The organism is Natribaculum luteum, from assembly GCF_023008545.1.
Taxonomy (GTDB): Archaea; Halobacteriota; Halobacteria; order Halobacteriales; family Natrialbaceae; genus Natribaculum; species Natribaculum luteum.
This window is the reverse complement of record NZ_CP095397.1, coordinates 3,333,742-3,353,706: the sequence shown is the minus strand read 5'-3', so window position 1 is coordinate 3,353,706 and position 19,965 is coordinate 3,333,742. Positions and strand designations below refer to the sequence as shown.

The following is a 19,965-nucleotide window of genomic DNA, read 5'->3' as shown; positions in this document are numbered from 1 at the left end:
GTCCACCTCCGCTCGCACTCGCGTTCGCACGCTCGTCCTCGCATCGTCGATCGTCGTCCTCATCCGGCGGTCACCCCCGCTCCCGCGTCGCTAGCCCCGTCGTCCTCGTAGCCGCCGAGGTACGCACGCTGGACGGCCTCGCTCTCGCGGACCGTCGCGGGATCGCTGTCGGCGATCAGTTCGCCCCGGTCGAGAACGACGACGCGGTCGCTGATCCCCATGACGACGTCCATGTTGTGTTCGATCAGCATGATCGCGTGGTCGGCGGCGACGTCCTCGATGAGGGCCGTCACCTGGGCCACGTCCTCGCTCGAGACGCCTGCCGTGGGCTCGTCGAGCAACAGCAGGTCGGGATCGCCAGCGAGCGCGATGCCGATCTCGAGGCTGCGTTTCTCTCCGTGGCTCAGGGTCTCGGCGGGCCGATCGGCCGATTCAGCGAGGCCGATCCGCTCGAGGATACGTTCGGCCTCGACGAAGTGATCGTCGAACGCGTGGACGTTCCGCCAGAACCGCCACGTGTCGTTACCGCGGTGAGCCTGGACGGCGATGCGGACGTTCTCGAGGACCGAGACGGTCGGGAAGACGTTCGTGATCTGGTACGACCGGTGGAGACCCAGCAGCGCCGTCTCGTGAGGCGAGGCGTCGGTGACGTCGACCCGACCGTCGCGATCGGACGGCGAGAACTCGACGGTGCCACGCGTCGGCTCGAGGACGCCGGTCAGCAGGTTGAAAAACGTCGTCTTTCCGGCCCCGTTCGGTCCGATGACTGAACAGAGCTCGCCGTCTGCAAGCGCGAAGTCGACGTCGTCGACGGCGGTGATCCCGCCGAACTCCCGGGTGAGCCCGGACGTCGCGAGCAGCGGCTCAGCTGAGGTCACAGCTCGCCTCCTCGGCCGGAACCATCACTTCGTCCGACTCGAGCGTCTCGATCGGTTCGCCGGGCATGATCGACGCATCCCAGGTGTCCTGGTACTCCTCGCTGGTAGGAACCGGCCACGCGACGGTCATCGCCGAGGCGGCCTGATTGTTGTGCTCCTGGAACGTGTAGCCGTCTTCGCCTTTCGGCGTGTCGGTGACGGTCATCCCGCGCATGGCGTCGGCGATCTCCTCGCCGTCGGTCGAACCGGCCTCGTCGATCGCCTGCGAGAGCGCCGACGCGGCGACGAACGTTCCCGCACTGAACAGGTCGGGGACCACGTCGTAGGCCTCGACGTGGAGGTCGACGAACTCGTCGTTGATTTCGTTGTCGTACTGGTTCCAGTGGTATCGCGTCGTGAACGGCCCGAGGCCGACCTCCTGGATGTCTTCGCCGGTGAACTCCTCGCCGTCGAAGACGTTCTCGACCGCGCTGCTTACCTCCTGAGTCGTGACGAGTTCGGCGAATCCCCCGAAGATCTGGACGTCGTAGTCCATCCCCGTCTCGAGGAAGTTCGGCAACGTCAGGAACGTAAAGCCGCCGACGACGCCGTCTGCACCGTCGGCGACCGCCTCGTCGAACAGCCCGCCGAATTCGCTGTATCCCTGTTCGACGTACCGTGGCTCGAGGACCTCGATCCCCTCGTTCTCGAGGACTTCCCGATAGTTGTTCGCGACGCCGCGGCCGAACGCGCCGTCGACAGCGAAGATCGCGACCGTCGAGACGTCGCCCTGCTGGGCGACGTACCGACCGCCGGCGCGAGCGTCCATCGCGGTGTGTTCGCTTGCCCGGAAGGCGAGGTCGTGACAGTGCTCGCTCGAGGCCGTGATGTCGCCGTCGGCCGCCGGTCCGATGAGGTATGGAACGTTCGCCTCGTCGACGACGTTCGGGATGATCCGCCGCGCCGCGTCCGACGACGACGCCCCGAACAGCAGGTCCACGTCCTCGTCGGCGACGAGATTCGTCGCGACGTTCTCGGCCGTTTCGACGTCGAATCCCGTATCCTCCAGGTAGAGTTCGTACGTCGGGCCGTCGTCGGGTTCGATCGTGTACGTCCCGGACGTGAACGCCTCGAGCGGGTCGACGTCGTGTTTGTACGCCAGCCCCGAGTAAAACCCCATCAAGCTGATCCGACCGTAGTACTCGAGCGCGCCCGACAGCGGCTGGATCGCGCCGATCCGGAGCGTCTCGTCTCCGCCACCGCCGCTGTCGTCGCCCAGACAGCCGGCGACGCCGACCGATCCCGCGAGCGCGAGCGCACCCGTTCGCCGCAACACCGACCTGCGAGAGGTATTATCTCCCATAATAACTGTACTGTTGTCACTATATCTCCAAAGCAGAACGGGTTGATATCCGAACCTCCGCGAACGGCCGCGGCTGGGCAGCCACTCGAGCTACGAGAACAGCGGTGCCGGGTTGCCGTCGTCGGTCTCGACGACGCCGGCGAGTTCGACCGCGTCGCCGATCGCCGCGTCGCCCTCGAGGCGGGCGAGCACGCGCGCCTCGCCGAGGTCGACGACCGCGACGCGATAGGGGCCGTCGAATCCCGTGGGGGCGACGCCGATCGTCGTCTCGGTGTAGACCGTTCCCGTCGTCGCCAGCGAGACCGTCTCGAGGGCTCGAGCGCCACACTCGACACAGGCCGCCTTCGGCGAGCCGACCACGGCACCGCACTCGTCACACTGCTGGCCGAGGAGGTCGCCGTCGTGTAAAGCCCTCGCCCACTCGTCGTGGGTCAGGCGGTCGTCGCTCATGCGATCACCTCCAGAGCAAGCACTGGCGTCATCGCATTCGCACGGCTCATGCGATCACCTCCAGAACCGAGACGACCGTCGTCGCGGCGTCGCCACCCAGGTTGTGCGCGAGCGCGTGCGTCGCGTCGTCTACCTGCCGGTCGCCTGCCTCGCCGCGGAGCTGTTCGGTGAGTTCGACCAGCTGGGCGACGCCCGTCGCCCCGATGGGGTGGCCCTTCGCCTTCAGGCCGCCGCTTGGGTTGACCGGAATCTCGCCGCCGAGTGCCGTCCAGCCCTCCGCCGCGGCGGTGCCGCCTTCGCCGTCGTCGACCAGTCCCAGCGCCTCGACGGCGAGCACCTCCGCGCCCGTAAAGCAGTCGTGGAGTTCGACGACGTCGACGTCGTCGGCCGTGATTCCGGCCTCCGCGTACGCCTGGGCGGCGGCGTCGCGCGCCGACTGCGTCGCGGTGAGTTCTGCCTTGTCCGCGATGGGGACGACGTCGGTGGCGTGGCCGACGCCCGCGACCCCAACCGGAGTCCCCGACAGCGACGCGGCGGCCTCCTCGCTGGTGACGACGGCCGCCGCCGCGCCGTCGGAGAACGGACAGCAGTCCATCAGGTGAAACGGATCGGCGACGATCGGCCCCTCGAGGACCTCCTCGACCGTCGTCTCCTTGCCGAACTGGGCGCGGGGGTTCATCGTCCCGTGGCGGTGGTTCTTCACGGCGACGGCAGCGAGGTCCTCCTCGGTCGTCCCGTGGTCGTGCATGTGGCGTTTCGTCAGCAGCGCGAAGACGCCGGGGAAGGTCAGCCCGGTCGGCTGTTCGTACTGGCGGTGGGCCGCGGTCGCGAAGACGCTCGTCATCGCCGGCGTCTCGAGACCCGTCGCGGGCGTACACCGCTCGACGCCGCCGACGAGGACGACGTCGTGCTGGCCGGCCTCGACCGCTCGAACCGCGTGCTTGAACGCGTTCGAGGAGGTCGCACAGGCGTCCTCGTAGCGCTGACACGGGATGCCCGCCATGCCGACGTGGCTCGCGAGCGTCGGCGCGAGGTGGGTGTCGTCTTCGGTCTGTCCGCCCATCGCGTTCCCGAAGTAGAACGCGTCGACGTCGGGGCCGTCGACGCCCGCATCGTCGAACGCCTCGAACGCCGCGTCCGCGAAGAGTTCGGGTAACGGTCGCTCGTGAACGCCGAAGTCGGTCATGCCGACGCCGACGATCTGTGCGTCTGTCATGCATGCAGTGAAACGATACGAGGTGAAAAATGGTGTGGAACAGTAACAAACGGGGACGGCGATGAAACGGCGGGTGTACCGACTATCGCCCACGTTCACACCACCCTCCCCGAGACGTGATCGGCTGCGGGTCCGGACGGAAACGGAGCGCTCATACTACTGGACAAAACGATTCACACGTCGATCGCACTCGAACGGCCGTCGCCAGCGGCGACGGGACGTGAGACGCGATCGAGTGTTCATTGACTGTTGTCCGGCAGTATCAGGGGACCCGTATGTAGCCGTACCCCTCCGCCTGGCGCTTGGCGAGGTCGCCGACCGCGGAGGGGACCGTACCGACGCCGGGAAGGAGGTCGGACTCCGAGACGCCGAGTCCCGCCATGGAGTTTTCACACGCCACGAACTCGACGCCCGACTCCGAGAGGGATCGAACGAGGTCGGCGTGCTGGGACTCCCCGTCGACGTAGACGAAGATTCCCCTCGAGTTGGCGACGAATCGAACCACCTCGTTGTCGACCGTCGAGTCCGCCAAAAGGTTCTGCGCGTTCCGCAGTGCCGTCCCCTGGTCCGACGCGTCGCCACTCGAGAGGTGCAAGAGCGTTCGGACGGGCGGTACCTGCCCGTCGCCCGTCTGGTCGTTATCCGTCTGCTCGTCGTCAGCCTGCTCGTCGGGCTCTTCGGCGTCGTCTCGGTGCGTGCGACCGGTCAGGTAGCCGCCGGCGGTGCCGGCTGCGACCAGCGACCCCGTTCCCGCGAGGTAGTGTCTCCGATTCATACCCGAACGGACAGCCGGGGCGTCAATTCTTATTATCTCCATAAACCCGACGACGATCGGACGTCACCCGTGGTGGTGACGGAACTGACCAGCACCGCGAGTACGAACGCGCATCCGTCGCTCGAGACTGCCACCCTCTCTCGTCGCGTAACTCGAGGACTACTCCACGCCGTCGAGCGACTCGAGGGCGTCGACGACGCGCCGGAGAATCTTCCGTTCGGCGCGCCGAACGTTCTTCGAGACCGCCGTGTCCGAGACGTCGAACTCGTTTGCGAGCATCTGCAACGTCGCGCCCCGGGGCTGGTCGAAGTACCCCTTCCGGGCGGCGACGACGAGCGTCTCGCGTTCGACCGACGAGAGCGCCCGACAGCCCTCGATGAGTTCGTTGGCGGCGTCGGCGTTCTCGAGCAAGTCGTACAGTTCGTCGACCTCGAGGACGTCCTGGGACTCGACGTCGAACTCGTTGTTTCGCTCGAGGTCGGCCAGCGCGTCGTCGGCGACGTCGGCGTCGTCGAAGCCGACCTCCCAGCGTTCGCTCCCGTCTGCGATCCGGAACGGGCCGGTGATGTAGCCGTCGTTGGCACGAATCACCCGCATCGCGTCGGTCTCGTCGATGACGGTTCGGACGAGTGCCGTCCCCTCGTGTTTCTTGAATAGACGACACTCGCGCATGTTGGGGTGTGACTGGAGCGCCGACAGCCCCGACTCCAGAACGCTCCGGTCGGGTCCGTCGATCATCATCCTCGTCTCGAGTTCGCGCCGCTCGCCGTCGAACTCCCACTGGACGGCCGTGAAGGACACGTCGTGGTCGTCCGTCGTGTCGATGAACGGACAGTCGTACTGTTCCATGTCGATGGTAACATCTAACATAACAACGGATTGTGATTACTCCCTGATAGTTCTTTCTCGAGCATTCGTGAACGTCGGTGGTGGACTCATGGCGGATCGGCTCCGAACCGGTCGGCGACCGCGGCACGATCGACCTTCGACGGACCGCTCGTCGGCAGATCGTCGACGAACGTCAGGTACTTCGGGATCTTGAACCGGGCGAGGCGGCCGTCGAGAAACGCCTCGAGTTCCTCGATCGTGAACGGCCGTCCGTCGTTAGCGGTCGTGGAATCGAACCCTCGCTGGTCGTTCCCTGCCCGCGGTTCTGCACGTTCGACCACCGCCTTGCCGACCGTCCCCCACTGCTCGTCAGGCACGCCGATCACGACGACCTCCGAGACGGCCGGGTGATCGGCGATCACGTCCTCGACCTCCGGCGGATAGACGTTCTCGCCACCGCTGACGAACATGTTCTTCTTCCGGCCCTCGATATGGACGAACCCGTCCTCGTCGGTGCGGGCGAGGTCGCCCGTCGAGACCCACCCGTCGACGGGCGCTTTCTCGTTCGCGCTCGCGTCGTCGCCGCGGCGAGCTCCGAACGTCTCCGCGGACGCCTCCGGATTCCGCCAGTACTCGGGTGCCGCGTGAGGACCGGCCAGTTCGAGTTCGCCGACCTCGTCGTTCTCGAGTGGCGTGCCGTCGTCGTCGACGACGCGAACGTCCGTGTGGAGGACTGGCTTCCCGACGCTCGCGACTTTCTCCGGTGCCCAGTCGTCGGGCATCGCGAAGTTGTTCGGCCCACACTCCGTGAGGCCGTACCCCTGGGAGACGTCGACGCCGCGCTCGCGCCAGGCGCGAACGATCGCCTCCCGGCAGGGGCCGCCGCCGCTTTTCACGAACCGTAGCGTCGAGAGGTCGGTCGCTTCCCAGACCTCGTGTCTGGCCATCGACCGAAGGACCGCCGGCACCGCGACGAGGACGGTTGCCTCGCGGTGCTCGATCTGCTCGAGGAGCCGCCCGGGGTCGACCTCGCGGTCGACGAGCACTGTCCCACCCATGTGGAAGATCGGGATCGACAGTACGTTCCAGCCGCCGGTGTGAAACGCCGGGAACACCATCGGCACGACGTCGTCCGGCCGGAGACCCCAGGCAGTGATTGTGTTGAACGAGTTCCAGTAGATCGCGCCGTGGGTCACTGTCGTCTCCTTCGGCGTCCCCGTCGACCCACCGGTGTGCAACAGGAGGTGGGGGTCCTCGAGCGATCGCCGTCGCGACGGGACCGGCGAATCGTCGTCGGGAACGGCGTCGCCGAACTGCCCCCACCCGCCGGCGGGCTCGGATGTCGTCAACTCGAGCACCGCGGGGTCGATGTCGGCGCGCGCCAGCGCGTGTTCGACCCGTTCGACGAACGGCGACTCGATGACCAGCAGTCGGGGCGCGACGAGTTCGAGCAGCGTCGCGAGTTCCGGCGGTGCAAGCCGGTAGGAGAGTGGCGCGAGGACGCTGCCCGTCTTCCCCGTCGCGAAAAAGAGGTCGAAGACCTCGATCCGGTTCCGCGAGACGACCGCGACCCGCTCGCCGGCGTCGACGCTGTAGGCCTCGAGCAGCCGACTCGTTTGGTTCGCTCGTCGATCGAGGACGTCGTACGTGTACGCCTGTCCGCTCGTCTCGTCGACGATGGCGGTTCGGTCGGGCGAGAGCGACGCCCGCCGACCGCTCCAGTCGCCGACCCACTCGTAGGGGCGATCGCCCCAGTTCATGCCTCCCTCGCGAGCCGGCGGCCCGGACGAGTCGCAACGAGGCGATCGAACGCGACACCCGCTCGAGTCGCTCTTCGATCGACCAAATCGTCGACTACTGTTGCCATATCACACACATGGTCGCGTGCGACGAAGTACCCCGTCGTTCGTATATCAACCCGCGTGCGTACCAAAGACGAATACTGACCGAAAAGGCGACGCCGACGCACTAGACCAGCACGCGCTCGAGGTCGACGACAGTCCCCTCCTCGGCATCCGGATCGCCGACCAGTCGACCCAGACAGACCGCCGCGCCGTTCGATGTGTAACAGGCCACGAGGTCGTCCCGATCGGCGTCGTCCACCTCGAGGACGCCCGGCGCGTACACCGGCGCGCCCTCGGCGACCTGTTCAGCAGCACTCTCGGCGATCGTCACGCCCGGCAGGCCCTCGAGGATGCGCTCGCCGGGTTCGACCACCTCGTAGAGCGGGTCGGGGTCGTCGTCCTCGAGCCAGAACGCGAGCGCGTCGAGGAAGTCGTGAGCCGAGTGCAGCGTGCGGTCGTCGAACGGCTCGGTCGCCGTCCGCCGCAGATCACCCATGTGCGCGCCCGTGCCAAGCGCCAGTCCGAGGTCGTGACAGAGCTTTCGGACGTAGGTGCCACTCTCACAGCGAATCCGCAAGAGCACCCGTCGGTCGTCGGTCTCGAGCACCTCGAGGTCGTACACCTCCCGGACGCGAAGCCGCCGGGCGACGGCGCTCTTTCGCGGCGGTTTCTGGTAGATCGGCCCCTCGAACTCCGCGACGACCGACTCGACGTCGGCCGGGACGGGCGCGTGACACTCGAGGACGGCCACGTACTCCTTCTCGCCCTCGAGGAAGGCAGGTGCGAGACGGGTCGCCGTCCCGAGCATGACCGGCAGACAGCCGGTCACCTTCGGATCGAGCGTCCCCGCGTGGGCCGCCTTCTCGACGGTCACGTCCGCGTCCGCCGCCTCGAGCGTCTCTGCGACCGCGTCGCGGAGCCAGCCGCTGACCTGGTGTGAGGACGGCCCCGGCGGTTTGTCGAGGTTGACGACGCCGAACTCGAGGAGAGCCTCGGGCGATCGTTCCTCGGGTGGACCACGCAGCACCATCAGAAGTCGTACTCGACGTCGGTAACTGGGGTCTTTCCTTCGTCGCCAGCCGGATCGTACTCCTCGACGGCCGTGACGAGCATGTCGAGGACGGCGTCGGGCTCCCAGCGAGCCGTGTTCACCGAGAGATCATAGATCGTCAGGTCCCGGATGTCGATCCCGTAGTACTCCTCGTAGCGCTTCGCCTCGCTCGCCTCTCGAGCCCGCGTCTCCTCCGTCGCACGGTCGGGATCTTTCCCCTCCCGTTCGGCGATGCGCTCGCCGCGGACGGCCGCCGGTGCGTCGAGCCAGAACCGGAAGTCGGCATGTTCGCCGGCCAGCCAGCCCGCAAGTCGCGATTCGAGAACCAGATCGTCTCGTTCGATCGCGATCTCGCGCAATCGGCGGTCCAGGTCCCGGTCGATATCCTCGTTTTCCTCTGCCAGTTTGTTGAACTCGAGTGGGGTGTAGCCGCGCTCGTCGGCGAGCTGGCGGAAGATGTCGCCGCCGCTTACGTGCTCGAGATCGAACGCCTCGGCGAGCAACTCCGCAGTCGTGCTCTTCCCGCTCCCTGGCGGGCCCGAAACGGTGAGTAACATATCCGACCTCCGACGTGGCCGGTAAAATGGGTTTTGAATCGCTCGAGGTCGTCAGCTCGTCGACGGCGTCATGTCGATGTTCAGTGACTTGCGAAGCAACTGGGTGAAGCCCATCGAGCAGAGGAAGTACCAGACGATCCAGGCCTGCATCGGACCGAGCACACCGCTGGTCCACTGTTTGGCGCCGACCATCGGAAGGACGACCTCCATCTCGCTCCCGTCGATGTGGCCGTCGCGGATCTTCCAGTACATCCACAGGAAGATCGGAATGGTAAGCAGCATGATCCAGACCATCGGCCGGAACTGCTCTTTGAACATGCCGAGGTTGTCGGCCATCGCCTCCATCTGCTCTTCCTGGACGCGTTGCATCTCGTTTTCCAGCCGCTCGAGTTCGGCCTCGCTCGCACCGCGTTCTTCGGCCTCTTTCTTGCGTTCCTGGACGTCCTTGCGTTTCTCCTGCATCGCCTGCATCCGTTCCTGGTACTTGGCGATGCGATCGCTGTTCATCAGGTTCGCCTGCAGCAACGTCGAGTAAAGACCAGTGAGCAGTGCAGCCGAGAGGATCACCGCGTAAAACGGCAACGCTGCATCGAGCGGGCCGAGCACGAGGTCGAGCGTACTCCCGACCGTATTACGGACCGAATCCGACCAGTAGCCGACCATCAACAGGACGGCACCGGCACCCGCCATCTTGTCCCACTGGGTCCACTGTGCGGCCTCCTCGTCGATGTCGACGTCGGCCGACGCACTCGTGCCGTCGCCGTCGAGCGCCTCGTCGAACGCCTCGCGATCGGCGATGACGAAGCCGTCCTCGCCGTCGACCAGCACACCCTTCTCGATCAGCCGACCCCACTGTCCACTCGAGAGCTCGTCGCTGACGTCCGCCCACTGGATCTCACCGCCGTTTTCGTCGGCCTCCTCGCGAACGGCTTCCAGGGCGTCCGCCATCGAGGAATCCTCGCGGACGAGGGCGTCGATCTTCTCCGCTGTGCGCGTCATCTAGTCGTGCTAGGTCACGTCCGGTATACAAGTGTTTATCTTCGGTGGGCGTGCCGTCCCCACCCAGCCGAATCGGATTCGACGTCTTCCGTGAACACTGATAAATCAAACGAACGTTTTCCCTGCCGTCACGCTTTCTTCCTGGTGGCAGCGGATAATATAACTATATTGAATTAGTTAGATTGCATGTTCTATACTACGATATATTTTTATGATACGAATTACAAAATGACCAACAGTACATGGCCCAAAAATCCGGGAACTCTCGAGGTCGCCAGCCGGAAGATCGTGGGGCCTCCCCGATACTGGGGATCGTCCTTCTCGGAATGTCGTGACTATTCCCGATGTATCCCCAGGGTGGATCGCGGGTGTATCGGTGGATTCACAGCAGTCGTTAGAAGAACACGTTCGCTGGTTTTTCGTCGATCGACGACATCGAAGCGGCGGTCGAAAATCGAACTCGCCCTCGTTCGCTCTTAGGTCATCGATACGCCAGTCACAGGGATATAGTATGATAGATTACACTTCGGATTTTGGCGTTTCGTGGCCCACATGAACGGTCCTGAACGGTCTGGATGACCGAATTGTTTATATGCACTGTTATTCACGAATCTAGAAATATGAGCGCGAGGAGTGGCGGTGGTGATTGGTAATGGACCAGTCATCTCGAGGGCAGACTGCCGTTCTCGGAGTCGTCTTACTCGTCGGGATCGTGGCCATCGGCTCCGTCGGGTTGATGGTCTATGCGGGACAGGCGACGTCCGGCGTCCAGCAGCAGACCGAAAACGAACGCGTCGAGCAGGCGTTCGTCGAGTTGAGCCAGCGGATGGCGACGACGTCGACGAGTAGCGACGCGTCACAGTCGATCGATCTCTCGGTGGACCAGAGGGGGGCGATCGTCAAGAAAGATACGGGAAATATCCGCATCGAAGGCGGTGACGTGAACGAGACTCTCTCGATCGGATCCATCGAGTACGAAGCCGACGACGGAACCAGACTCGCCTACCAGGCCGGTGCCGTCTTCCGCGAAACCGGTAACCAGACTCGAATCGTGTCGGCACCGCCGATACACTACGACGCAGACGCGGAGAGTCTCTCGTTTCCGGTCGTCACGGTGAGCGGTGAAACCGAACTCAACGCCGGTGACGTCACGATCAGTCACGAGTTCACCGATCCCGTCAGGAACGCCAGCATCGTCGAAAACGATTCGGTCCGTATTACGGTCACGAGCAAGTACTACCGTGGCTGGGAGGCGTACTTCGAACGACAGGCGGGCGAGCCGGTTATTCGGGACGTCGATCACGAGAACCAGACGGTGACGGCTGAACTCGGTTACCGAAAACTCGAAGAGACGTTTGGTTCTGGCGTGACGTATTCGGACGATCTTAACGACAAGCACGATAATATCGACGAAGCAGAACAGGGCTCGTTCCAGCCTCTCGACCCAGTGATTTACGACATTGTCAATAGTACAGAAAGCGGTGATCTCGACGTCGACAGAGACCTCGGAACAGTCGATGGGTACGAAAGCCTCTCAAATGGTACCCACATCGCCGACAAGATCGATGGGGGACATCTCGAGTTCAACCTCTCGGAAGGAAATGCGACGCTCATCGTCGATGGGGATATAATAGCAGATGGCTCGACGATAACAATTTCGGATTACGAAGATAACAACACGCTCAAAATCTACGCGACGGGGGATTACGACGCTAGTAACACTGGCGACGTCTGTGTCAAGCCGTGCGGGAAGGACGTCAGCGGAAAAGTGATACAACTCTACGGGACCTCAGAGATGCAGGTCGATTTCGGTCCCGGTGGCAAGTCCCGGTATGAGGGGCTGCTCTACGCCGCAAGTGATAAAGACAACTGGGAGAAGCGGAATAGTTGCAGCTATCAGGTCTGCCTCCACTCGAATCCGGATTTCTACGGCTCGATCATCGCCTCGTCGGTACAGGCCCACGCGAGTGCTATGGACTTCGAATACGACGAGAATCTTCGGGACAGCGAAGTTGATCTCTATCCAGAGGGGTACGCACTCCCGCCTCAGTTGACCTACCTCAACGTCGCCAAACACGAAGTCGACGTGAAAAACAGCTGATTACGCCGCGTCTTCGATCGTCGCTTTCACGTCCTCCCAGACATCGTCCGGTGTCTGCTCGCCGTCGACGCGCTCGAGGGTGCCCTCTTCTTCGTAGTACTCGACGACGGGTTCGGTGTTCTCGTGGTAGACGCGCAGTCGTTCGCGGACGGTCTCCTCGTCGTCGTCGTCGCGCTGGACGAGGCGTTCTTCGACTTCCTCGTCTTCCGGCGGGTTGTACTCGACGTGGTAGATCTCGCCGGTTTCGGGGTCGAGTCGGCGGCCCGTCAGCCGGTGGACGAGTTCTTCTTCACTGACGTCGAGCATGAGGACGACGTCGAGGTCGGTCATCTCCTCGAGTTCTTCGGCCTGTTCCAGGTTACGCGGGTAGCCGTCGAGGACGAAGCCGTCGGCCTGGGTGAGCGCCTCGTCGACGATGGCGTTGACGACCTCGTCGGGAACGAGTTCGCCCTGATCCATGTACTCGCGTGGGGTATCGTACTCCGTGTCCATGTCGGAGATGTCCATGTCCTTGTTCGCCCGGAGCGCGTCGCCGGTCGTGACGTGCTCGACGTCGAACTCCTCGACGATGTTCGCGCTCTGTGTCCCCTTGCCAGCACCCGGTGCACCCAGGATCAGGATTCGTGGCTGTGCCATAGGTGCCCGTTCAGTAGCAGTACATAAATGCTTAAAGAATCGCGCACAATCCACCACCATGACTCGCTTCGACGCTGCCGATCCCGCCGACCGACGAAAGCTGTTCGTCGACGCCATCACGGCCCACCGCAAACGCGCGAGCCCCTTCCTGACGATCGAAGTCGACGAGACGGGACTCGAGGACGACGACGCCCCCGATCCCGACCTCGGCGTCCCCTGGATGCAGTTTGCCGATGGCATCGTCAACCTCGACTGTACGGACGAGGAACTCGAGGCGCTGAAGGCGCTGCTCTCGGAGTTTCCCGCGTTCAAGATCGACGACATCACCCGTCCCGAGGACGCTGACGGTGTCAACGTGCGCGTGAGCGCGAAGGCCGATCCGAACCGCATCGCCCAGTTTCTGGACGCGGCGTTTCGAGAGGTCTACGGACTCCCGGAGGAGTTTCGGGCGTGGGTCGTCGCCGTGTGATTCGGTCGCGATCCGTGCGCCTGTCAGCGTATCACTCACTCGAGAGTGTATCGTGGTGATATAATAACCTCGGGCAGTAACGCCGAGATATGCAACTGCTGAAACGATCCGACTACTTGCGTGTCTGTGCTGTGAATCCGTCGTCCCCGCCCGAGGTAACGCGACGTCGATCGGGTGGTGGCGGATGAACGCCGGCAGGACGGTCGCCGGACGTGGGGGGGTCGAACGAAGGGAACTGGTAGGTGGCCGACGATGAGCGACGAAGAACTGGCGAAAGACCTCGGGCCGCTGGCTGCGCTGACGATCGGCATCGGAACGATGATCGGTGCCGGTATCTTCGTCCTGCCGGGCGAGGCCGTCGCCGAGGCGGGCCCGCTGACGGCGGTCGCGTTCGTCCTCGGGGGCGGAATCGCCCTCCTGACGGCGCTTTCGGCGAGCGAACTCGGGACGGCGATGCCCAAGTCGGGTGGTGCGTACTTTTACGTCAATCGAGCGCTCGGGCCGCTTTTTGGTTCGATCGCGGGCCTGGGAAACTGGATCGGGCTGGCCTTCGCTTCGGCGTTCTACGTGTTCGGCTTCGGCGAGTACATCTCTCGCATGGCCAACACCACGTTCGGCCCGCTCGATCTCTACGTGGTCTCGCTGTCTGCGGCGCAGCTAATCGGCCTCGTCGCGGCGATCCTGTTTATCACCGTCAACTACGTCGGTGCCAAGGAGACGGGCCGTCTCCAGAACATCATCGTGATCGTCCTCGTCGGCATCCTTGCGGTGTTCACCGCGTTCGGCATCCTGAACGCCGACATCTCGACGCTGCGACCCATCGTCCCCCCCGACAAGGGGTACTCGCCGCTGTTACCGGTGACTGGCCTGATCTTCGTCTCCTATCTCGGATTCGTCCAGATTACGTCGGTCGCCGAGGAGATCAAAGAACCGGGCAAGAACCTCCCACGGGCGGTCATCGGCAGCGTCGTGATCGTCACTGCGATCTACGCACTCGTGTTACTCGCCGTCCTCGCTGCGGTCCCCAACGAACTCGTCGCCGGCAACGACACGGCGGTCGTCGACGTCGCCAGGCTACTCATCGGACCAATCGGTGCCGGCGCCCTCTTGCTCGGTGGCCTCCTTGCGACGGCCTCGAGCGCGAACGCTTCGATCCTGGCGTCCTCGCGGATCAACTTCGCGATGGGACGTGACAAGATCGTCAGCCCGGAACTCAACGAGATCCACCCACGCTTCGGGACGCCGTACCGCTCGATCGCGCTGACGGGCGCGTTCATCGTGCTCTTTCTCCTGTTCGGTGACATCCAGACGCTCGCGAAAGCCGGCAGCGTGTTACACCTGGTCATCTACGGGCTGTTGAACGTCGCGTTGATCGTCATGCGCGAGGCTGACCCCGACGAGTACACACCCTCCTATCGCGTCCCGTTCTATCCGGCGACGCCGGTTCTGGGGGCGGTTCTCTCGTTTGCCCTCATCGTGTTCTTCGAACCGGCTGTCATCGCCATCGGTGTCGGACTCGTGGTCGTCGGGGCGCTCTGGTACCTGCTGTACGCCCGCGGAGAGACGGAAAAACAGGGCGTCCTCTCGGAATACATTCTGCGACGTGCCGACCGGATGCCCGAACCTGCAGTGACTGCCGCCACGAGCGTCAAGCCCGACGGCGGTGCGTACCGAGTGATGGTGCCACTCGCAAATCCCGCCCACGAGAAAGAGCTGATCACGCTCGCCAGCGCCATCGCGAAACAGCGAGGCGGGTCCGTCCTCGCGACGCACATCGTTCAGGTGCCAGACCAGACGCCCCTCGAGAAGGGGGCCGAGCACGTCGAGCAACTCGACGCGGAGTCGGCCGAACTGCTCGAGTCCGCCCGCGAGGACGCCGAAACGCTCGGCGTCGACGTCGAAACGCGGACGATCCTCTCGCATCGGTCGTTCGAGGAGGTGTTCGACGCCGCACGGACGAACGACGCGGACCTTCTCGTGATGGGCTGGGGGCCACACTCTCACGGCCGAGCCGAGAGCCGGATGGACGAACTCACGCAGGAGCTGCCGTGTGACGTCCTCGTCCTCAAAGATCGTGGATTCGATGCCTCGAGGATTCTCGTCCCGACTGCCGGCGGTCCAGACTCCGAACTCGGGGCGACCGTCGCGGGGCTGCTCCAGTCGGAGTTCGACGCCGACGTGTCGTTACTGTACGTCCGCGACGAGGACGAATCTCAGGCAGACGCGGAGCGATTCCTCGAGGAGTGGGGAGCGGAAAACGACCTCGAGGACGCGACGTTGCTGGTCGAGTCCGGCGACGTCGAACGGGCGATCGAACGAGCCGCCGACGAGCACACGATGCTGGTCGTCGGTGCGACCGAACGCGGACTGCTCACGCGACTGCTTCGTGACTCGCTGATCATGGACGTCGTCGAAGAGGTCGAGTGTTCGGTTCTGCTCGCGGAGAAGAAGCGGGCCCGGACGCTCCGGGAACGGCTGTTCGGCTGGCGCGAGTGAACGTTCACTCGATCGTCAGACCGCCGCCTCCGCCACCCTGACTCTCGTCGCCTTCCGTCCACTCGAGTTCGAACTCGACGCTGAGCTCCGGGGGGCCGCCGCTGCTCGAGGTTTCGCGTTCGGCTTTGATCTCGAACGTCGGTCGGCCCGGCGGAGAGAGTGCGACGTCCTGGCCGTCCGCCTCGAGGGAGAGGTCGTCACCGGCCTCGAGTCGGTCGGCGACGGTCCGCAGGTACGCTGCGATTTCCGAGCGGTCCATCGACTGTTCGAATCTGAAGAGGACTTCTTCCGGCATGTGACGTCCTACGTCGTTCACGTATAGAGACCTTTTGGGCGACTGTCTGGAATCCGATCCGGAATCGGGAAAATAGGACGTTATAATTCCGGCTACTGCTCGTGTTGACCCGACGGCATCTCACTCGAGATGATTTCGATGTCCGAGATGTGAAGTCGGACGAGTGACTTCCGCTACGACAGGATCCTCGTTCTGGTTGCAAACTGTGAGGACGCGGTCCGGACGGGTGGCGCCGTCGCCGATCGATTCACTGACGTCGACGTCGTCGGTCTGTGCGTCGTCGGGAAGGCGGGCAGCGCTCCGGACAAGCGTCGATCGAACAGCGCGAGGAGTTCGAAATGGCGATGCTCTCTGTGTTCGAGTCCCGACTCGAGGATGCGGATATCCGTTCGTACGGCCGCGGTACGTACAGGCGCGGCCGTAGCCGGAACGATTTCGTCGAGAGTCTGCTGCAGTCGACCGTCTCGGCGGTTCTCTACGGTAATATCATCTTGTTCTGATGTGTTGCCGGTGAAACGCCGACAGAGAAAAAAGCCTGCAACGCAGAGCAAGGACGATGGGTGACAGATGAACACACGCGTGTGTGGTGGTGACTCACCGATCGCTGGCGCCGTCATCGCGGAGGCGGAAGACGCTGTGGCCGTCCAAAATGAATAAATACCCACATTGCATCTGATCTAAGACAACAACCCACACAACAGAGGTGATAACAATCGTCAAATTAATTCCGACCCCAATGCAGACGCGTGTCAACGTGTTCGACGAGATCTTCCTCGTCTTTCTCGGACTCGGAACGCTCGTCGGAATCGTCGTGATTTCGTATACGCTATACAACGCGTACAAGTATCGCGACGTCGACGGACGAGAGAAAGGCGAAGACGTGCCCACACTCGGAGAGTTACCGACCGGTGGTGGCGGGGGCAAGAAACTGTTCGTCTCCTTCGGACTGAGTGCGATCATCGTCATCTCGCTGATCGTCTGGACGTACGGGATGCTCCTGTACGTCGAAGACGGACCCGACAGCCCCGGCGAGGACGCCATCGAAGTGAACGTCGAGGGCTACACGTTCGCCTGGGACTTCGAGTACGAAAACGGTGTCACGTCGACGGGCGAGATGGCGGTTCCCGTCGATACGACCGTCTGGATCGAGGTGACTAGCAGGGACGTCTGGCACACGTTCGGCAGCCAGGAGTTACGTGTGAAAGCCGACGCGATTCCCGGTGAGACGGAACGGACCTGGTTCATCGCCGACGAAACCGGTGAGTACCAGATCGAGTGTTTCGAACTGTGTGGTCCCGGTCACTCGGGGATGAACGCCGACCTGGTCGTGATGGAAGAAGACGAGTTCCAGAACTGGCTCGACGAACAACAACAGGACGGCGGTGACGGTGGATCCGGTGAGGGAGCAAACGGTGACGGACAACAGAACGAAACCGACGCTGGCAACGAGAGCACCGATGCGCAAAACAGCACTAACGAGACGAACGGTGGAGGTGAGAGCTGATGGCTGAGAACTTCCCGCCGATGACGTCGGTCAAACGCTGGTTCGTCACGACGAATCACAAGGACGTCGGGATCCTGTACCTGATGACGGCGCTTTTCTTCCTCATCTTCGGGGGAGTCATGGCGCTACTCTTCCGTATCCAGTTGCTAGAGCCCGGCGGAATCGGTATCCTCTCCGGAAGCGGGTACAACCAGTCGGTGAGTGCACACGGCTTGCTGATGGTCTTCTGGTTCCTCTCACCGTTCGCGTTCGGGTTCGCGAACTACGTCGTTCCGCTGCAGATTGGGGCAAAAGACCTTGCGTTCCCCCGACTGAACGCCCTGAGCTACTGGTTCTACCTGTTCTCGGGGATCCTCTTTGCGATCTCGTTCTTCCAGGGCGGGACGTTCGAGGGCGGCTGGACGATGTACGCTCCGCTGAACGTGCCGATCTACACGCCAGCGATGCAGGCGACCACCGGCGGCACCGCAGCCATCCTCGGCCTGACGCTGTTCGTCCTCTCGACGACCGTCGGGACGGTAAACTTTCTGACGACGATCCACCGCATGCGTGCGGAAGGACTCGGGCTGTGGAACATGCCACTGTTCACGTGGTCGATGCTCCTGACCGTCTGGATGATGCTCTTTGCCTTCGCAGCGCTTCTCGCTGCGTTGCTGTTGCTGTCGACCGACCGCATCCTCCTGACGCAGTACTTCGCGACACAGCAAGGCTCGAGTTTACTCTGGGGACACCTGTTCTGGTTCTTCGGCCACCCAGAGGTGTACATCGTCTTCTTCCCCGCGCTGGGGATGATGTTCGAGATGTTCCAGACGTTCACCGGTCGTCGACTCGTCGGCCGCAAGTGGGTCATCATCGCGATGGTTCTCGTCGCCGTCCAGTCGTTCCTCGTCTGGATGCACCACATGTTCCTGACGGCGATCAACCTGGAGATCAAGACGCTGTTCATGGCGACGACGATCGGCATCTCGCTACCGTTCGACCTGATGGTCTTCTCCCTGATCTACACGATGGTCAAAGGACGGATCCGGTTTACCACGCCGTTCCTGTTCAGCCTCGGCGCACTCGTGTTGTTCATCCTCGGCGGCATCACCGGAGTCTTCCTCGGTGCTGTCGTCCTCGACTACGAGTTCCGCGGTACCTACTGGGTCGTCGCTCACTTCCACTACGTGATGGTCTCGGGCGTGACGGCGCTGATCGGCGGCCTCTACTACTACTGGCCGAAGATCACCGGCAAGATGTACGACGAGTTCCTCGGCAAGGTGAACTTCGCCGTCTACTTCGTCGGGTTCAACCTGCTTTACTTCCCGATGTTCCTCGCCTGGGAGACGCCACGTCGCGTCTTCCACTACGGTGAGGGGCTGCAGATCTACCACCAGCTGGCGACCCTGGGTGCGTTCGTCCTCGGATCGTCGTTCCTGATTCTCTTCTACACGCTCGGCAAGAGTCTCGTTTCGGGACCGGACGCCCCCGACAACCCCTGGGAGTACGCCCGGACCGCCGAGTGGGCGACTACCTCTCCGCCGCCGCTCGAGAACTTCGACGGACGGCCCACGTACGCCAGCGGCAAACTCGAGTTCGTCGACACTGCAACTGACGGTGGCACGGCCACCCCAGGCGAGGCCGCGCGGGCAGACCTCGAACGGGCGTCACACGACGTCGCCCAGACACACGAGGAAGGCCACGCCGACCACGCGAGTATCTGGCCGTTCGGCATCGGTCTGGGAACCTTCGTACTGTTCCTCGGCCTGTCGGGGATGACCTCCTGGGTCGAGGCCTTCCACCCCGAGTTTTCGTCCAACCCGAGCTACCTCTACCCGTCTATCACGATCCTCGGCGTGGGCATTCTCGGCTACGTCCTCTTCCAGTTCGGAGTCGAACAGTTCGAAACACCGGAGTTGGCCGTCGCCGAGCGCTGGCCGTTTGAAGGCATCGAGACGACGAAACTCGGTGTCTGGTTCTTCCTCGCGTCGGACGTCATCGTCTTCGGCGCGGTGATAGGCGCGTACGTGTTCATGCGCATCAACGCCGGCTGGATGAACTGGGGACCGATCCCGGAACACGCCTGGGCTGGCCTGCTCAACACGTACATCCTGCTCACCTCGAGTTTCACCGTCGTCCTGGCACTCGAAATGGCACGCCGCAAGAGCAAGAAGGGACTGCTCGCGTCGATGAGCGTGACGCTCCTGCTCGGCCTCACCTTCATGGGCATCAAGGCCTGGGAGTGGAGCGAGAAGTTCGCCCACGGCGACTACTGGTTCAGCGGCCTCGAGTACTCGCTGTACTACGTCACGACCGGTCTCCACGGTCTCCACGTCCTCCTGGGGCTGTTGCTCGCCGGGTTCATGATCTACCGGGTCCTCACGGTCGACGCCTACCTCGAGGACTCGCGGCCCGTGGAATACTTCGGGCTCTACTGGCACTTCGTCGACGTCGTCTGGGTGTTCCTGTTCCCGCTGTTCTACCTGCTGTAGCGGCCTCGAGCCGCTTCTGCCGGTTTCGTTTTTCGTCGTCACAAATCCCGGAC

The 19,965-nt window shown here is 63.4% G+C and carries 17 protein-coding genes; 5 read left to right on the top strand and 12 right to left on the bottom strand.

The genetic code is table 11. The features are described 5' to 3' along the window. Window positions 1-59: 59 nt before the first annotated feature. From MU558_RS17260 to MU558_RS17215, 10 genes are all read right to left on the bottom strand, one after another. On the bottom strand, window positions 60-878 hold the full coding sequence (locus tag MU558_RS17260; RefSeq protein ID WP_246969814.1) for an ABC transporter ATP-binding protein: 819 nt from the start codon (window positions 876-878) through the stop codon (window positions 60-62). Next, a complete protein-coding gene (locus MU558_RS17255; protein WP_345781504.1) occupies window positions 865-2,220 on the bottom strand; it encodes an ABC transporter substrate-binding protein in 1,356 nt (451 codons plus the stop codon). The genes MU558_RS17260 and MU558_RS17255 overlap by 14 nt, the downstream gene beginning before the upstream one ends. A 90-nt stretch (window positions 2,221-2,310) precedes the next feature. Beyond that, window positions 2,311-2,670, bottom strand: coding sequence for a Zn-ribbon domain-containing OB-fold protein (locus MU558_RS17250; RefSeq protein ID WP_246969808.1), 360 nt, complete (start codon window positions 2,668-2,670; stop codon window positions 2,311-2,313). A 46-nt stretch (window positions 2,671-2,716) separates the two neighbouring features. Continuing rightward, a complete protein-coding gene (locus tag MU558_RS17245; protein ID WP_246969805.1) occupies window positions 2,717-3,886 on the bottom strand; it encodes a thiolase domain-containing protein in 1,170 nt (389 codons plus the stop codon). A gap of 262 nt (window positions 3,887-4,148) precedes the next feature. Next, window positions 4,149-4,661 (bottom strand): DsrE family protein, encoded by a 513-nt coding sequence (locus tag MU558_RS17240; protein WP_246969804.1) that lies wholly within the window; start codon window positions 4,659-4,661, stop codon window positions 4,149-4,151. 159 nt (window positions 4,662-4,820) lie between these two features. After that, window positions 4,821-5,531 (bottom strand): helix-turn-helix domain-containing protein, encoded by a 711-nt coding sequence (locus MU558_RS17235; protein ID WP_246969801.1) that lies wholly within the window; start codon window positions 5,529-5,531, stop codon window positions 4,821-4,823. Window positions 5,532-5,596: 65 nt separating this feature from the next. Beyond that, window positions 5,597-7,249, bottom strand: a complete 1,653-nt coding sequence (locus tag MU558_RS17230; protein ID WP_246969798.1) for an AMP-binding protein — start codon at window positions 7,247-7,249, stop codon at window positions 5,597-5,599. 208 nt (window positions 7,250-7,457) lie between these two features. Further along, the gene (locus MU558_RS17225) at window positions 7,458-8,363 is read right to left on the bottom strand and encodes an RNA-guided pseudouridylation complex pseudouridine synthase subunit Cbf5 (RefSeq protein WP_246969795.1); all 906 of its coding nucleotides are present in this window, start codon (window positions 8,361-8,363) and stop codon (window positions 7,458-7,460) included. Then, on the bottom strand, window positions 8,363-8,941 hold the full coding sequence (gene cmk / locus MU558_RS17220) for a (d)CMP kinase (protein WP_246969792.1): 579 nt from the start codon (window positions 8,939-8,941) through the stop codon (window positions 8,363-8,365). Before cmk ends, MU558_RS17225 begins: the two co-directional genes overlap by 1 nt. 51 nt (window positions 8,942-8,992) lie before the next feature. Beyond that, complete coding sequence (locus tag MU558_RS17215) at window positions 8,993-9,940, bottom strand: DUF106 domain-containing protein (RefSeq protein ID WP_246969789.1); 948 nt, start codon at window positions 9,938-9,940, stop codon at window positions 8,993-8,995. A 652-nt stretch (window positions 9,941-10,592) separates the two neighbouring features. Between MU558_RS17215 and MU558_RS17210 the strand changes: the two genes are divergently transcribed. Further along, window positions 10,593-12,041, top strand: coding sequence for a DUF7289 family protein (locus tag MU558_RS17210; protein ID WP_246969787.1), 1,449 nt, complete (start codon window positions 10,593-10,595; stop codon window positions 12,039-12,041). Here MU558_RS17210 and MU558_RS17205 read toward each other — a convergent pair whose 3' ends face one another. Next, window positions 12,042-12,677 carry an adenylate kinase gene (locus MU558_RS17205; protein WP_246969784.1) on the bottom strand — a complete coding sequence of 212 codons (636 nt, stop codon included), beginning with the start codon at window positions 12,675-12,677 and terminating at the stop codon, window positions 12,042-12,044. A gap of 58 nt (window positions 12,678-12,735) precedes the next feature. Between MU558_RS17205 and MU558_RS17200 the strand changes: the two genes are divergently transcribed. Next, window positions 12,736-13,146: a DUF7975 family protein gene (locus tag MU558_RS17200; RefSeq protein ID WP_246969781.1), complete on the top strand. Its 411-nt coding sequence runs from the start codon at window positions 12,736-12,738 to the stop codon at window positions 13,144-13,146. A gap of 252 nt (window positions 13,147-13,398) precedes the next feature. Further along, a complete protein-coding gene (locus tag MU558_RS17195; RefSeq protein ID WP_246969778.1) occupies window positions 13,399-15,642 on the top strand; it encodes an amino acid permease in 2,244 nt (747 codons plus the stop codon). A gap of 4 nt (window positions 15,643-15,646) precedes the next feature. On the opposite strand, the gene MU558_RS17190 is transcribed toward MU558_RS17195, so the two are convergent. Further along, on the bottom strand, window positions 15,647-15,937 hold the full coding sequence (locus tag MU558_RS17190; RefSeq protein WP_246969775.1) for an amphi-Trp domain-containing protein: 291 nt from the start codon (window positions 15,935-15,937) through the stop codon (window positions 15,647-15,649). Between the two features lie 736 nt (window positions 15,938-16,673). On the opposite strand from MU558_RS17190, the gene coxB reads away from it, so the two are divergent. After that, entirely contained in the window at window positions 16,674-17,441 is a 768-nt protein-coding gene (coxB, locus tag MU558_RS17185) for a cytochrome c oxidase subunit II (protein WP_377071383.1), read from the top strand. After that, window positions 17,441-19,912 carry a cbb3-type cytochrome c oxidase subunit I gene (locus tag MU558_RS17180; RefSeq protein ID WP_246969759.1) on the top strand — a complete coding sequence of 824 codons (2,472 nt, stop codon included), beginning with the start codon at window positions 17,441-17,443 and terminating at the stop codon, window positions 19,910-19,912. Before coxB ends, MU558_RS17180 begins: the two co-directional genes overlap by 1 nt. The last annotated feature ends 53 nt before the right edge of the window (window positions 19,913-19,965 follow it).